The organism is Stenotrophomonas sp. TD3 (assembly GCF_001939825.1).
In the GTDB taxonomy this organism is placed as follows: Bacteria; Pseudomonadota; Gammaproteobacteria; order Xanthomonadales; family Xanthomonadaceae; genus Stenotrophomonas.
The window spans coordinates 3,343,232-3,357,121 of record NZ_MOYM01000001.1 but is presented as its reverse complement, the minus strand read 5'-3'; the positions used below and the strand labels follow the sequence as shown (position 1 = coordinate 3,357,121).

The 13,890-nt window shown below is 65.8% G+C and carries 19 protein-coding genes; 7 read left to right on the top strand and 12 right to left on the bottom strand.

Going from position 1 to position 13,890, the window contains the following annotated elements:
* Nucleotides 1–4: 4 nt before the first annotated feature.
* Both BKE09_RS15620 and BKE09_RS15615 read left to right on the top strand, forming a co-directional pair.
* Complete coding sequence (locus tag BKE09_RS15620) at nucleotides 5–448, top strand: DUF192 domain-containing protein (RefSeq protein WP_075676338.1); 444 nt, start codon at nucleotides 5–7, stop codon at nucleotides 446–448.
* A 145-nt stretch (nucleotides 449–593) separates the two neighbouring features.
* Nucleotides 594–1,439, top strand: coding sequence for a SirB1 family protein (locus BKE09_RS15615; protein ID WP_024957828.1), 846 nt, complete (start codon nucleotides 594–596; stop codon nucleotides 1,437–1,439).
* Nucleotides 1,440–1,529: 90 nt separating this feature from the next.
* Here the strand turns inward: BKE09_RS15615 and BKE09_RS15610 are convergent, their stop codons facing one another.
* Complete coding sequence (locus BKE09_RS15610; RefSeq protein WP_083663102.1) at nucleotides 1,530–1,754, bottom strand: rubredoxin; 225 nt, start codon at nucleotides 1,752–1,754, stop codon at nucleotides 1,530–1,532.
* Between the two features lie 34 nt (nucleotides 1,755–1,788).
* Here BKE09_RS15610 and thiE point away from each other — a divergent pair, with 34 nt between their 5' ends.
* Both thiE and hemL read left to right on the top strand, forming a co-directional pair.
* A complete protein-coding gene (thiE, locus tag BKE09_RS15605) occupies nucleotides 1,789–2,415 on the top strand; it encodes a thiamine phosphate synthase (RefSeq protein ID WP_075676337.1) in 627 nt (208 codons plus the stop codon).
* Between the two features lie 16 nt (nucleotides 2,416–2,431).
* Nucleotides 2,432–3,721: a glutamate-1-semialdehyde 2,1-aminomutase gene (gene hemL / locus BKE09_RS15600; protein WP_075676336.1), complete on the top strand. Its 1,290-nt coding sequence runs from the start codon at nucleotides 2,432–2,434 to the stop codon at nucleotides 3,719–3,721.
* Between the two features lie 105 nt (nucleotides 3,722–3,826).
* On the opposite strand, the gene azu is transcribed toward hemL, so the two are convergent.
* Nucleotides 3,827–4,276 carry an azurin gene (gene azu, locus BKE09_RS15595; protein ID WP_075676335.1) on the bottom strand — a complete coding sequence of 150 codons (450 nt, stop codon included), beginning with the start codon at nucleotides 4,274–4,276 and terminating at the stop codon, nucleotides 3,827–3,829.
* 123 nt (nucleotides 4,277–4,399) lie between these two features.
* Here azu and BKE09_RS15590 point away from each other — a divergent pair, with 123 nt between their 5' ends.
* Nucleotides 4,400–5,002 (top strand): HAD-IA family hydrolase, encoded by a 603-nt coding sequence (locus BKE09_RS15590; RefSeq protein ID WP_075676334.1) that lies wholly within the window; start codon nucleotides 4,400–4,402, stop codon nucleotides 5,000–5,002.
* A gap of 93 nt (nucleotides 5,003–5,095) precedes the next feature.
* Here BKE09_RS15590 and BKE09_RS15585 read toward each other — a convergent pair whose 3' ends face one another.
* Nucleotides 5,096–6,322, bottom strand: a complete 1,227-nt coding sequence (locus BKE09_RS15585) for an acetylornithine transaminase (protein ID WP_075676333.1) — start codon at nucleotides 6,320–6,322, stop codon at nucleotides 5,096–5,098.
* A 63-nt stretch (nucleotides 6,323–6,385) separates the two neighbouring features.
* Here BKE09_RS15585 and BKE09_RS15580 point away from each other — a divergent pair, with 63 nt between their 5' ends.
* Nucleotides 6,386–7,258 (top strand): ion transporter, encoded by an 873-nt coding sequence (locus tag BKE09_RS15580; RefSeq protein ID WP_075676332.1) that lies wholly within the window; start codon nucleotides 6,386–6,388, stop codon nucleotides 7,256–7,258.
* 106 nt (nucleotides 7,259–7,364) lie between these two features.
* Here the strand turns inward: BKE09_RS15580 and BKE09_RS15575 are convergent, their stop codons facing one another.
* Nucleotides 7,365–8,348, bottom strand: a complete 984-nt coding sequence (locus BKE09_RS15575) for a YiiG family protein (RefSeq protein ID WP_075676331.1) — start codon at nucleotides 8,346–8,348, stop codon at nucleotides 7,365–7,367.
* Nucleotides 8,349–8,497: 149 nt separating this feature from the next.
* Nucleotides 8,498–9,316: an NAD(P)-dependent oxidoreductase gene (locus BKE09_RS15570; protein WP_014038366.1), complete on the bottom strand. Its 819-nt coding sequence runs from the start codon at nucleotides 9,314–9,316 to the stop codon at nucleotides 8,498–8,500.
* Between the two features lie 108 nt (nucleotides 9,317–9,424).
* Here BKE09_RS15570 and BKE09_RS15565 point away from each other — a divergent pair, with 108 nt between their 5' ends.
* Nucleotides 9,425–10,108: a hypothetical protein gene (locus BKE09_RS15565; RefSeq protein WP_075676330.1), complete on the top strand. Its 684-nt coding sequence runs from the start codon at nucleotides 9,425–9,427 to the stop codon at nucleotides 10,106–10,108.
* A gap of 45 nt (nucleotides 10,109–10,153) precedes the next feature.
* Here BKE09_RS15565 and BKE09_RS15560 read toward each other — a convergent pair whose 3' ends face one another.
* The 7 genes from BKE09_RS15560 to BKE09_RS15535 form a co-directional block, all read right to left on the bottom strand.
* Nucleotides 10,154–10,516: a DUF4288 domain-containing protein gene (locus tag BKE09_RS15560; RefSeq protein ID WP_075676329.1), complete on the bottom strand. Its 363-nt coding sequence runs from the start codon at nucleotides 10,514–10,516 to the stop codon at nucleotides 10,154–10,156.
* 157 nt (nucleotides 10,517–10,673) lie between these two features.
* A complete protein-coding gene (locus tag BKE09_RS15555) occupies nucleotides 10,674–11,228 on the bottom strand; it encodes a hypothetical protein (protein WP_075676328.1) in 555 nt (184 codons plus the stop codon).
* Nucleotide 11,229: 1 nt separating this feature from the next.
* Complete coding sequence (locus BKE09_RS15550) at nucleotides 11,230–11,577, bottom strand: hypothetical protein (protein WP_075676327.1); 348 nt, start codon at nucleotides 11,575–11,577, stop codon at nucleotides 11,230–11,232.
* Nucleotides 11,578–11,806: 229 nt separating this feature from the next.
* Nucleotides 11,807–12,163, bottom strand: a complete 357-nt coding sequence (locus BKE09_RS23540; RefSeq protein ID WP_170871754.1) for a hypothetical protein — start codon at nucleotides 12,161–12,163, stop codon at nucleotides 11,807–11,809.
* A gap of 80 nt (nucleotides 12,164–12,243) precedes the next feature.
* Entirely contained in the window at nucleotides 12,244–12,480 is a 237-nt protein-coding gene (locus tag BKE09_RS15545) for a hypothetical protein (RefSeq protein ID WP_139319663.1), read from the bottom strand.
* A 183-nt stretch (nucleotides 12,481–12,663) separates the two neighbouring features.
* Nucleotides 12,664–13,170: a DUF2867 domain-containing protein gene (locus BKE09_RS15540; RefSeq protein WP_075676325.1), complete on the bottom strand. Its 507-nt coding sequence runs from the start codon at nucleotides 13,168–13,170 to the stop codon at nucleotides 12,664–12,666.
* Nucleotides 13,167–13,829, bottom strand: coding sequence for a serine/threonine-protein kinase (locus BKE09_RS15535; protein WP_014038371.1), 663 nt, complete (start codon nucleotides 13,827–13,829; stop codon nucleotides 13,167–13,169). The genes BKE09_RS15540 and BKE09_RS15535 overlap by 4 nt, the downstream gene beginning before the upstream one ends.
* Between the last annotated feature and the right edge of the window lie 61 nt (nucleotides 13,830–13,890).

Below are 13,890 nucleotides of genomic sequence, written 5' to 3'. Positions count from 1 at the left end.
GACGATGTCGCTGTTGCGTTCGCTGCTGATGCTTCCGCTGCTGGCCCTGGCCGGCTGTGCCACCGACGCGGCCCGCCATTGGGTCGAGCTGGATGGTGCCCGCTACCAGGTGGAGCTGGCCACCAACGATGAAACCCGCGCGCGCGGGCTGATGTTCCGCGACCAGATGTCGGCCGACCACGGCATGCTGTTCATCCACGACCGCGAAGAAATGCAGGCGTACTGGATGAAGAACACCAAGATCGCGCTGGACATCCTGTACTTCGACAGCCAGCGCAGGCTGGTCAGCCAGCAGCGCGACGTCCCGCCGTGCTCGGCCGGCGACATGTGCCCGCCCTATCCCAGCGGTGGCCCGGCGCGGTACGTGCTGGAGCTCAACGCCGGCCAGGCCGAGAAGCTGCAGCTGAAGGACGGCACCCAGCTGACCTTCGGCCCGGGCATCGAGTAACAAGGGCTCTGCCCGCGGCAGTGCCGGCCGCTGGCCGGCAACCCTGCAGGGGTCAGATCCCTTTCGCACGCGAAAGGGATCTGACCCCTGAATTTTTCACGCGGCACCGCTTGAAACCGCCTGCGAATGACGCCAGTCTGTGACCATGCAGGACCGGATCACACTCCCCGACTGGGATGCACTGGCCGACCTCGAAGACGAGGCGCTGCCACTGTTGCCGACCGCGCTGCTGATCGCGCGCGATGAATACCCCGATCTGCAGCCGTCCACCTACGACGCGCTGATCCAGAGCCACGTCGACCACCTCCGCTCGGAAGTGGAGAGCATCGACAACAGCCCGTTGAAGATGGCGGCGATCAACCGCCACCTGTTCGACGAGCTGGGCTACAGCGGCGATCACGACGAGTACTACGACCCGCGCAACAGCTACCTCAACCAGGTATTCGAGCGTCGCCTGGGCAACCCGATCTCGCTGGCACTGGTGCAGATGGAAGTCGCGCGCCGGCTGGGCATTCCGCTCGACGGCGTGTCCTTCCCCGGCCACTTCCTGGTACGCCTGCCGGTGGACGACGGCGTCCTGGTGATGGACCCGTTCAATGGTGGTCGCCCGCTGGACGTGGACGAACTGCGCGAACGCGCCAAGTCACACCTGGGCGGGCAGATGCCCGACGACCAGGTGCTGGCGCAGATCCTCGACCCGGCGCCCGCGCGCGCGATCCTGATGCGCATGCTGCGCAACCTGCACGGCGTGTATGCCGAGGCCGGCGAATGGGACCGCGCCGCGCGCAGTGCCGACCGCCTGCTGAAGCTGGCCCCGGAGCAGGACGATGCGCTGCGTGACCGCGGGCTGGCCTACCTGCAGCTGGAGTACCTGGCCGGTGCCCGCCACGATCTGGGGCAGTACCTGAAGCGCAACCCGGAAGCCAGCGATGCGCAGTGGCTGCGCGAGAAGCTGATCGACCTCGGCGGGCCGATGCCACGGCTGCATTGATTCTGTCAGGTGTGCGGACCAACGGTCCGCACCCACCCCAACGGTCCGCACCCACCGCTAGCGCCGGGCCATGCCCGGCGGCCATTGCGATCAATCGACCTCGACCATCTCGAAATCGGCCTTGGTCACGCCACAGTCCGGGCAGGTCCAGGTCTCGGGAATGTCCTCCCAGCGCGTCCCCGGCGCGATGCCCTCCTCCGGCAAGCCTTCCGCCTCGCTGTAAAGGAAGCCGCAGACCACGCACATCCAGGTGCGCAAGGTGGTGGGGGTGGCATCGCTCATCGGATAATCAGTGCTGGATTCACGGGCCGCCATTGTCCCATCGCGGTCCACTCACCGGTAGCCATCGATGACTTCTGCTTCCCCGGCGCCCCGCGGCGTCTACCTGATCACCCCGGACGAGCCCGATACCGCACGCCTGCTGGCCCGTACCGCGCCGCTGCTGGCCGCGGGTGCCACCTGGCTGCAGTACCGCAACAAGACCGCCAGCGACGCGCTGCGGCGGGAGCAGGCCACCGCGCTGCGGGCGCTGTGCGCGGAACACGGCGTGCCGTTGATCGTCAACGACAACCCGGCACTGGCCAGGGCGGTGGGTGCGGCCGGCGTGCATCTGGGCGGCACCGACGGGGACATCCCCAGCGCGCGCGCCCTGCTCGGCCCCGAGGCCATCATCGGCGCCTCCTGCTATGACCAGCTGGCCAATGCCGAGAGGGCCGTGGCCGCCGGCGCCAGCTACGTGGCCTTCGGCGCGTTCTTCCCGACCACCACCAAGATCACCACCAGCCGCGCCCATACCGACCTGCTGCGGCAAAGCGCCGCACTGGGCGTGCCGCGGGTGGCGATCGGCGGCCTGACGCCGGACAATGTCGGTCCCATCATCGACGCCGGCGCCGATCTGGTCGCCGTGGTCAGCAGCGTGTTCGCCGCCGAAGACCCGGTTGCGGTCCAGCGCGCCTACCTCGCCCAGTTCGCGTAACGCCCAGGAAATCCGCATGAACCACGACCAGTCCCACGCCCTGTTCTCCCGCGCCCAGCAGCTGCTGCCGGGCGGCGTCAATTCGCCGGTACGCGCGTTCAAGTCGGTCGGTGGCGAACCGTTCTTCGTCGAGCGCGCCGACGGCGCCTACCTGTATGACGTCGACGGCAACCGCTATATCGACTACGTCGGTTCCTGGGGCCCGATGATCGTCGGCCACAACCACCCGGCCGTGCGCCAGGCGGTGAAGAAGGCGATCGACAACGGCCTGTCCTTTGGCGCGCCGTGCGCGGCCGAAGTGACCATGGCCGAGACCATCACCTGCCTGGTGCCGTCGTGCGAGATGGTGCGCATGGTCAACTCCGGCACCGAGGCCACGCTGTCGGCGATCCGCCTGGCGCGTGGTGCCACCGGCCGCAACCGCATCGTGAAGTTCGAAGGCTGCTACCACGGCCATGGCGACTCGTTCCTGGTCAAGGCCGGCAGCGGCATGCTGACCCTGGGCGTGCCGACCTCGCCGGGCGTGCCGGCTGGCCTGAGCGAACTGACCCTGACCCTGCCCTACAACGACTTCGAAGCGGCCACCGCCCTGTTCGAGCAGCAGGGTGACGATATCGCCGGCCTGATCATCGAGCCGGTGGTCGGCAACGCCAACTGCATCCCGCCGCGCGAGGGCTACCTGCAGCACCTGCGCGAACTGTGCACGAAGCACGGCGCGCTGCTGATCTTCGACGAAGTGATGACCGGCTTCCGCGTCGCCCTCGGCGGTGCGCAGGCGCACTACGGCATCACCCCGGACCTGACCACCTTCGGCAAGATCATCGGCGGCGGCATGCCGGTGGGTGCCTACGGCGGTCGTCGCGAACTGATGCAGCAGATCGCGCCGGCCGGCCCGATCTACCAGGCCGGCACGCTGAGCGGCAACCCGGTGGCAATGGCTGCTGGCCTGGCGATGCTGGAGCTGATCCAGCAACCGGGTTTCCACGCCGACCTGGCCGAGCGCACCGCGCGCCTGTGTGCCGGCCTGGAAGCGGCCGCTGCCGAAGCCGGCGTGGCCGTGACCACCACCCGCGTGGGCGCGATGTTCGGCCTGTTCTTCACCAGTGAGAAGGTGGAGACCTATGCGCAGGCCACCGCCTGTGACATCCCGGCGTTCAACCGCTTCTTCCACGCGATGCTGGACCAGGGCGTGTTCCTGGCGCCGTCGGCGTACGAGGCCGGCTTCCTGTCCAGCGCGCACGACGATGCCGTGATCGAGGCCACCCTCGCCGCTGCACGCGTGGCATTCAAGGCCGCCAAGGGCTGAGCCCGCTCTGGTAGGTGCCAACCTTGGTTGGCACTGCCGCATCTGGTAGGTGCCAACCTTGGTTGGCACAGAGCAGTCGAGCATGGCTCGACTCTACAGACGGCATCAACCGAAGACGAATTTGCCCTTCATCATCGCGAAGTGGCCGGGGAACGAACAGAAGAAGGTGTAATCCCCCCCCTTCTGCAGGCCCTGGGTGGAGAAGCGCACGCGCGTGGTCTCGCCGCCGCCGATCACCTTGGTGTGTGCCAGCACACGCTTGTCGGCCTTCGGCAGGTAGCTGTCGGCCAAGGTCATGCGCATGCCCGCCATCGCCACCGGCTGGTAATCGGCGGTGCGGGTCAGCACCCAGTTGTGGCCCATCGCGGTGGCGGCCAGCTTGCCGGTGTGGCGCAGGGTCAGGTCCACCGCACTGCAATCGGCGGCGACCTTGATCTCGCGGCTGCTGAAGCTCATCTGGTCGGTGCTGTCGATGCTCACCGCACACACCCGTGCCATCGCCGACGGCGCCAGCATCAGCGCACCCAGTCCCACTGCCACCATCCAAGCCTTCATCGTTGCATCTCCTGCGGATTCAAGCGCCATTCTAGGCAGGCCCCTGTGGCGCCGTCTGCGACCGTCTGTCGCATGCCAACTCCAGGGTTTCCCGCGCACTCACTGCAATGGCATGCTCGTCCGATGCGGATCGATCTGTTGCTGCTGGATGTGGATGGCGTGCTGGTGCAGTACCAGCGCGCGCAGCGCGTGCTGCACCTGGCGCAGGCGCTGGAGGTTCCTGCTGCGGCGGTGCAGGCGGCGCTGTATGACAGCGGACTGGAAGCGGCGCATGACAACGGCACGCTGGACGGACCGGCCTACCTGGCGCGGCTGGGAGCGTTGCTGGGCAGGACCGTCGATGTACCCAGCTGGATCGCCGCACGCCAGGCCGCCAGCCATCCGCAGTACGCGATGCTGCAGCGACTGCAGGCCCTGCAGCTGCCACTGGCGGTACTGACCAACAATGGCGCGCTGATGGCGCAGGCGCTGCCCACCCTGCTGCCGGAACTGTTCCCTGCCCTGCAGGGTCGCGTGTTCTGCAGCGCCGATTTCGGCCTGCGCAAACCCGCACCGGAGGTCTTCCAGCGCACGCTCGACGCACTCGGCGTGGCGCCTTCGCACACGCTGTTCGTCGATGATCTGTTCGCCAATGTGCGTGGCGCGCGCGCTGCCGGCCTGCACGCGGAAACCGTGCGCGATGGCCGGGGGTTGGGCAAGGTGTTGAAGCGTTACCAGATTGCGTGAACCACTGTAGAGCCGAGCCCATGCTCGGCTGCTGTTGCCTGACACTGCGATGAGCCGAGCATGGGCTCGGCTCTACAGCTATCGCTGCCGGTGTCAGCGCGCGGCGATGAACGCGGCAATTGCCACGCGCAGGCGCTTCAGGCCTTCGGCCACTTCTTCGTCGGTGATGTTCAGCGACGGCACGAAGCGCAGCACGTCCGGGCCGGCCTGCAGGGTCAGCAGGCCCTGCTCGGCGGCATGGTCGAGGATCGCACCGGCCTGGCCAGCGAAGTCCTTGCTCAGCACCGCGCCCAGCATCAGGCCGCGGCCACGCACGTCGCTGAACACACCGAACTCGTCATTGATGCGGGCGAAGCCATCGCGCAGCGCCTTCGACTGGCGGCTGACGTTGGCGGCGATCTCCGCCGAGGCCAGCTTGCGCAGTGCCACGCGGGCCACCGCAGCGGCCAGCGGGTTGCCGCCGAAGGTGGTGCCGTGCGCGCCGAACTGCATGGTCTCGGCCACCTTCGGGCCGGCCAGCATCGCGCCGATCGGGAAGCCGCCACCGAGTGCCTTGGCCAGGGTGACCATGTCCGGCACCACATCGTCCTGCCAGTGCGCGAACAGCGTGCCGGTGCGGCCCATGCCGGCCTGGATCTCGTCCAGCACCAGCAGTGCGTTGTGCTGGTCGCACAGTTCGCGCACGCGCTTGAGGAAGCCGGACTTGGCCGGCATCACCCCGCCCTCGCCCTGGATCGGCTCCAGCATCACCGCCGCCACGTCGCCGGCGGCCATCGCGGTTTCCAGCTGCACCTCATCGTTGAAATCGATGTAGCGGAAGCCACCGGGCAGCGGCTCGTAGCCCTCCTGGTACTTCGGCTGGGCGGTAGCGGTCACCGCGCCCATGGTGCGGCCGTGGAAGCTGCCACGGAAGGTGATGATCACCCGCTTGTCGGCCGGGCGACCCTGGCTGGAGGCCCACTTGCGGACCATCTTGATCGCCACTTCGTTGGCTTCGGCGCCGGAATTGCACAGGAACACGCGCTCGGCGAAGCGGCTGGCCTTCACCAGCTCCTCGGCCAGGTGAAGCGGCGGCGCGCTGTAGAACACGTTGCTGGTGTGCCAGAGCTTGCCGGCCTGCTCGACCAGTGCGGCCACCAGGTCCGGATCGTTGTGGCCCAGGCCACACACGGCGATGCCGGCGGCCAGGTCGATGAACTCACGGCCCTGGCTGTCCCACACGCGGGCGCCCTGGCCTCGCTCCAGTACCACCTGGCGGGGCTTGTAGACCGGCAGGTAGTAGTGCGAAAGGGAGATCAGCGGATCGGTAGCGGCGGTCATGGCAGTCGGCAGGGTTCAGGAATCCCCATTCTCGCGCCGGAACCCCTGCGGCACAATGCGCCCATGCGACCGTTTTCTGCCCCCCAGCTGAACCCCGCCACCGAGACCGGCTGGCGCCGCCGGTGGTTCGACATCATCTACCGCCACGACTCGCGGCCCTCGCGCAATTTCGACCTGATCCTGGTGGTGGCGATCATCGCCAGCATCCTGGTGGTGATGATCGACAGCGTGCAGCACCTGCATGCCGAATGGTCCACCGGCCTGTACATCCTGGAATGGGGCTTCACGATCATCTTCACCGCCGAGTACCTGCTGCGGCTGGCGGTGGTCAAGCGCCCGCTGCGTTACGCGGTGAGCATCTGGGGCATCATCGACCTGCTGTCGATCCTGCCCGCCTACCTGTCGATGTTCATCCCCGGCGCGCAGAGCCTGCTGGTGGTGCGCGCGCTGCGCATCCTGCGCGTGTTCCGCATCCTCAAGCTGACCCGCTACATCGAGGAAAGCGGCGTGTTGATGACGTCGCTGTGGCGCAGCCGGCGCAAGGTGCTGGTGTTCCTGTTCACGGTGATCACCATCACCATCATCGCCGGTGCGCTGATGTACGTGATCGAGGGCCCCGAACACGGCTTCACCAACATCCCGGCCAGCATGTACTGGGCAGTGGTGACCATGGCCACGGTCGGCTTCGGCGACATCGTGCCGCAGACCGTGCTCGGCCGCTTCGTCACGTCGGTGCTGATCCTGATCGGCTACAGCATCATCGCCGTGCCCACCGGCATCTACACCGCCGAACTGGCCAGCACCATGCGTGAAGCCGAGCTGGCCGCGCGCCGCGATGCCCGCGGCTGCCCGCACTGCGGGCTGGAAGGGCATGAACCGGATGCGCGCCACTGCCGCAAGTGCGGGGGTGAGCTACCGGATGCGTTCAGCCATTGATTGAGGGTCATGCCGGCCAGCGGCCGGCACTACCGAAACAACAGGGTGCGCGCCGGGCATGGCCCGGCGCGCCCCTCGGTAGATCCACGCCATGCGTGGATCCTCCTCAACGCATGCGGTTGCTGGTGGTCACCAGGTCGTTGTAGGCATCCAGAATCGTCGACTGCGCCCCCTCAGGATCGGTGGTGAGCCAGCTGCCCGATGCCTTGCGCTCGGCCGCCAGCGCATCGGCGGTGATCGGCTTGCCCTGCTCCAGGCGCTCGAGACCGCGCCCGGCCGTGCGTACCAGCTTGTCCGCCGAGCGCTGCACATGGCCCCACATCGGGTCGTCCTTGCCGACACCACCATTCTGGATTTCCGTCACCAGCGCCTGATAGTCGGCCAGCTGGCCGCGCAATGCCGCCACATCCGGTGCGTCGCCCTGGAACGCCATCGCCAGCTGCTTGCCGTCACCGACAAGGCGCAGATGGTAATACGCCAGCGAGCGGCCCTCGCGTTCCTCGATCTGCTTCAGCTGCGCGGCGCGACGATCGTTCTCGTTCTTTTCCAGCGCCGCATCCATCGCTTCGCTGGCCTTGAAGAACTCAGCATAGGCCTGCATCAGCGGGGCATGCTGGCTCCGCATCCCTTCACCACCATCGCGACGATAATCTTCGCGGGTGAAATAGCCATCAGCGCGCTCGACCAGGGTGTTCAGTGCCTGGAACGCCTGCTGGTACTGCCGCGCGGGCGCATCCAGCGAGGTAGCAGGCGTCTTTGCCAGCGCATCGGTCAGCGGCTGGCCGCAGTACTCGACGCGGTGCGACAACACCTTGCCGGGTGAGCGCGGCTGCGCTTCCTTGCCGGTCGGCCCCGCCTTGGGGTCCTTCATCCAGCCCGTGTAGGTCTGGAAGCCTTCGTGGATGGGCTGTTCGACGCCGTTGTAGCACTCGATGTAGGCGTTGATCTTTTCCAAGCCTGGGTCCGCAGCAGACACTGCGGTCGACGGCTTGCAACCGGCGAGACCTGCGAGCGCGGCAAGCAGGACGATCGGGGCGGAGCGTGCGGTGAGGGTCAAGACGAATCCTTCCAGTAGCAGAAAAGCCCCCATCCTCACCCCGTGCCAGATTCTCTGCACTCCCTGGGCCCCAGAGCCTGTCAGGCCGGGGCCGGGGAGACGCCATGTCGCAATCCGCGCGCCCGATTACGACAGAATCAGTGCGGTTTCAGTAGAGCCACACCCTGCGTGGATCCCCTGGCTCAATCCAGGAACAGATCCGGCAGCAACGGTCGCGACGGATCCACCGCATAGCCCGAAAGATCGGTGACGCCCGCCTGCGCCAGCACTTCATCGTCGATCAGGAACTGGCCGTGGAAGCCGGCCGCTTCACGCACCAGCACCGCGTGCGCGGCGTCGGCCATGATCTGCGGCGTACGGCAGCCAGCCGCATCCACGCCCGGAATCATGTTGATCGCATCCGTGGCGATCACCGTGCGCGGCCACAGCGCGTTCACCGCCACCCCCTGCGGGCCGAATTCCGCGGCCAGGCCGAGGGTGACGAAGCTCATGCCCATCTTCGCCAGCGTGTAGCCGGTATGCGCGCCCCACCACTTCGGCTCCAGGCTCGGCGGCGGCGCCAAGGTGAGGATGTGCGGGTTCGGCGCCTGCAGCAGGTACGGCAGGCAGGCCTGCGCACACAGGAAGCTGCCACGCGAATTGACCTGCTGCATCAGGTCGAAGCGCTTCATCGGCGTGTCCAGCGTGCCGCGCAGCCAGATCGCGCTGGCGTTGTTGATCAGGATGTCGATGCCACCGAAGGTATCGACCGTGGCCGCAACTGCGGCCTGTACCTGCTCCTCCTCGCGGATGTCGCACTTCAGCGCCAGCCCTTGGCCACCGGCGGCGGTAACGGCCTCGGCCGCGGTGTGGATGGTGCCCGGCAGCTTCGGATTCGGCACCGACGACTTGGCCGCGATCGCCACGTTGGCCCCGTCGCGCGCAGCGCGCAGTGCGATGGCCAGGCCGATGCCGCGCGAGGCACCGGTGATGAAAAGGGTTTTGCCCTGCAGACTGCCCACGTTCCACACTCCAGCGTATGCAATGAGCCGCTAGTATGCCGCGCCGACGCGGAGTTCACCCGGCCTTGACGATACTCGGACCTCCAGTCAACGCACGAGGTCCACGCCATGCGCCGTTCCCGCCTGCTGCTGCCTGCCCTGGGGCTTGCCCTGCTGACCGCCTGCCAGGGCCGTTCGCCGGAACCCGGCAAGGAGCCGCCTGCCGGTGACGCGCCGAGCGCAGAGAAGGCCGCCGCCGACGGCAAGCTGCGCTGGAGCGAGGCAGTGGTGTGGGATGGCGACCTCAACGCCTGCCGCCAGGGCGAGAATGCGGCCACCCGCGAGTGCCTGCGCGATGCGATGCGCGCCGGTGGCGCCAGCGCCGATGCGATCACCGCCGCCGAACAGTTGTCCACCGGCGGCGAGCTGGCCTATGTGACCGCCTGGCACGAGAACGAAGGCCTTGGCGTAGCCACGGTCGAATACCCGTTCCGCGCCAACACCAACGAAGGCACCCGCCTGGTCGACGCCAGCGGCAAGCGCATTGATGTGGATGCCGTGCAATTGGACGACACCCTGCGTGCAAACCCGGCCGTGCAGGAGCTGCTGAAGGCCAACCCGCAGGCCACGCCGTTCGCGCCTGCGCAGTCGGCCGGAGCTACACCGTTGGAGGGCGGCGGCATCCGCCTGCTGTACCGCACGCCGCTACGCGACTGCCACGCCTGCCCGGATGTGGGCCAACTGCAGATCGCCTACGACTTCGACGCCAAGCGCAACTTCATCGGCCAGCAGGTGGTGCCGGCGACTCCCTAAGGTCACCGGCGTCTGTAGAGCCGAGCCATGCTCGGCTCTAGGTTTCTACTCCTGGTATAGCACTTCCACGCCATCACCACGGGCAAGACGTCTCACCTGATCCAACGTATCCACCGCCATGACGGAGTACGTGACCTCCACACCGGAGTGCAGGCGTCCCTCGGCAGTGTCCTCATCAGTCTCTACTGATATCAGCTTGCGGATTCCTGCGAATCGATAGAGGGACGGTCTACCGTCTTCACCCATCAGGCGGCCGCTCAGATCCTCATACTCAGAGGCAAGCGCTTTCGCATTGTCGAGAGCTTGCTCTTCGCTATCCGCACTGAGGAGATAGACGTTTTCATGGACAAGAAACGAGTCCTGCCCTTCGCATTCATAGTAAAAAATGGCATGCGCAGAATACCACATACATCACCTCAATGATGCTCTTGCGGATTGTCCCTGGTCTGGATGTCGCGAGCTTTCTACGAAACGGGGAACACAGCAGGTCGACACCGCCTGCACTATTCAGACCGTTGCACATCGACCACTTTCCCTTGTGATGGGCAGACCCATTTGGCACCCATCAGCCACCGACGGGTTGATGACCATATGACCCTTCAGAGCTGAGCCGACTCTCGATCACCGATCTGACATAGGCAGCCCGCGCTTTGCCAGACCCGGAGTACTCGGCCAGGAGCTCCATCGCCTCAGACCTCATCTCCGCGCCGCCAGTGGCCACGAATACAGAAAATGCCGGCTCCAGGTAGCCAGGTGCCTCACAAATGAACCGCTTGCGTTCATCGAGCGGGAAATCGATGGCGTAGTCCGCCCACTCGATGTAGCGCTTCCAGAAAGCTGGTGCCCCGCACTGCTGATCCTGCTGGTCAACCATCCGCATCAACAGGGATAGCTGATCAGCGCACGCATCCACAACGTCCCCAGGTAAGTCCAATGCGGCGACGCGCCCGGGATCAACGGCCTGCCAACAGAACACCATGAAGTCGGCGACGAACGCCGCATCGCTTCGTTCAAGCTTCAAGCGCTGGTACATCGCAAGCGCTTCCGCGACGTCCAGTGGCTCTTCAAGGCAGGCATTCCGCACATTGCCCTTGTCGTCACCAGAATTCTTCTTCGCCACCTCATGCATAGCAGACCAGGCTCTCGATCTGCGGAGATATCAGCTCGGCACCATCCCAACGGATGATCTCCAGCTCCAGCAGGCGGCCACTTGCGTCCGCATGAAGAATCGGCGTGAGTTCAGCACCATCTGCGTCGTGCATCTGCAGCTCGACGGGATACGCGTGCTGGCCTTGGTACGGCGGACGCTCATATCCGGAAATGACGAATCCCACCCGAGCTCCACCAAGACCCATTTCCACGGCGGTTGCGGAAGCCAGGTCGACTTGAAGCTGCGAAGCAGAGGCCGCAGGCAGACGAACTGCCACAGCTTCAATCAACGCTCGTTCGACGCTGGAAACGGTACGCATTGGGTTGCTCATTTCCGTTATTTTGCCAGCATTCTAACTCAGCGACGCCATCCACCCTTCCAGGCATCTACAAAATATGACAACAGTAGAAAGGCTTGAAACACAAGAAATGGGTAAAGAGCAATTCGGGCCGCGTTGCCAATTCCTCTGTAGTCAAGGATGACGTAGATCAGCGCAAAGAACAGCCCCCCTCCTATCTCATAAACCAACAAAGAACGTGTTGATGTCTTCACTTCTTTTTCTCCAGTTCCTTTTGTGCTGCCCCAGTCGCCATCTGAGCTGATGCCTGGGCGGTCTGTGACATGGTGGCCTGCCCCAAGCTCTGCTTCGGAATAGCTGCTGCAGTTGACGCGGTCGCATGGGCCATATTTGGCACCCCGGGTGCAGAGGAGGCGACCATCCTTTGTAGATTCCCTTTGGCCGCAGCTCCCGCAAAATCACCAGCAGCCACACAAATTCCGCCCGCAACTAGACCGCCACCGACACTACCCGCCGTCGCTGACGCAAGCTCCGCACCGGACGTGGGCTTTCCTTCATAGGCATTCTGAGCAAGAACACTGCCCGCTCCCGTGAAGGCATTGGTCACCGCTTGAATCGCGACAGCTCCACCCACTGTAACTGTCCCTCGACCAATGGCACCGATCAACGCCCCTCCGACCCCGCCGCTCATAGCTCCGCGTTGTTGCCTGGCAGGCTGACATCGGTGACGGCAAACTCAGTCTTGCCGTTGTAGAGGCTGACGCTCTCGCCGAAAAGATCATCCTTCAGCGCCGTCAGGTTCTGAGCGGACTCAATGAGCTTGCGGTATTCCTGGTAGGGCTCGACTGCCGAGACCGAACCTGCGACCACGCACAGCGCCAGTGCCGTAGCAACACGGCACTGCCAAGCAGCAACTCGCTTCACAATTTCCCCCTCGCGTCCGCATGCGTAGCCGCGCCAGGACGGCGCGACGTTGCTTCCATGCGACTCTCTCGTTCCCGATTCCAGGCGAGCGCTGCGAACAGATGGAAGGGGTCTTCAACGGCAATCATCTGGCACTTGCACGCGACCATTGAATTGCTTGATGCATCCACGCATGGCGTGGATCTACCGGTACGCCTGCACCTGCTTCTCCAGCAGACGCGGCACGATCAGCCGATGCACGGGGGCAACCGGCAGCATGTACACGCACCCGAACGCGTTGTGCGTATGCACCACCGTCGCCACTTCCAGCACGTCACCCTGCCACTGCAGGGCCAGCTGCACACGCAGGTGGCGGTCGTCGTCTTCCAGCACGATGGCATCATCGTCCAGCGACTGCAGGGTGAAGATGCCCAGCCGTTGCCCCGGACACGGCTGCGCGATGTCCTGCACCGCACGCAACGAGCCCAGGTGCTTCATGCCGAGCAGGCGCATGCCGCGATTGCGCAGCGCCATCAGCCCATCGAACCAGCCGGGAATGGACGCCGCCATGTCGCGATAGGCCTGCAAGGCCGAGCGCCCATCGCGACGGGTCGTCGCCTGGCAGGCGTGCACGAAGTCGGCGCCGGCCAGCTGTGGGCGCAGGACGCTGCCCGCGCTCGGCGGGCCGCTCACCACCTGCGCAGGGCTCACGGCTTCGGCCCCTGCCCTTCGTTGTCTTCCCAATGCAGGATGCGGCGGGTGACGAAGCGGTAGACCGGCTTGCCGGTGGCGAACCACAGTTCGCGCACCCACGAGGTGCGCTTGAGCACGCGCTTTTCCACCGGGGTGAGCGACTCGCGGCAGTACATGCGCTTGTGCTTGAGGAGATGGCGCAGGTCCTCGCGGGCCAGCAGGCGCATCCAGCGCGAGCGCGGGTTGCCGATCACCGCCAGCTGGAAGTCGATCAATGCCGGGCGGCCATCGTCGGTGACCAGCCAGTTGGCTTCCTTGGCCAGATCGTTGTGGGCCACGCCATTGCGATGCAGCTGCTGCAGCAGCCGCCGTGCCGAACGGAACCAGGCCAGGTCGCCGCGTGGCGGACGCTGGTACATGGCATCGCCGGCCATGAAGCTGCGGTCGAGATGACGGCCATCCCACGCCAGCAGCTGCGGCACATCGGCCATGCCGTGGATGTGGCGCAGCGCGCGTGCTTCGCGGCGGGCCAGCCACCAGGCCGGCAGCCGCAACCACAGCGGCGTGGCGCCCAGATCACGGCGTACGAAGGGGCCGGCAGGCCCCTCCACAAGGAGGATGCGACCGAAGCTGTCGGCCTTCAGGGCGTGCGAGGGCGTGTCTGGCGAATGCGGCATGTGCCCATTCTAGGCGATGGCGCCCGTTGCAAACGGTCACGAAGCGGCTGGGAACCAGTCA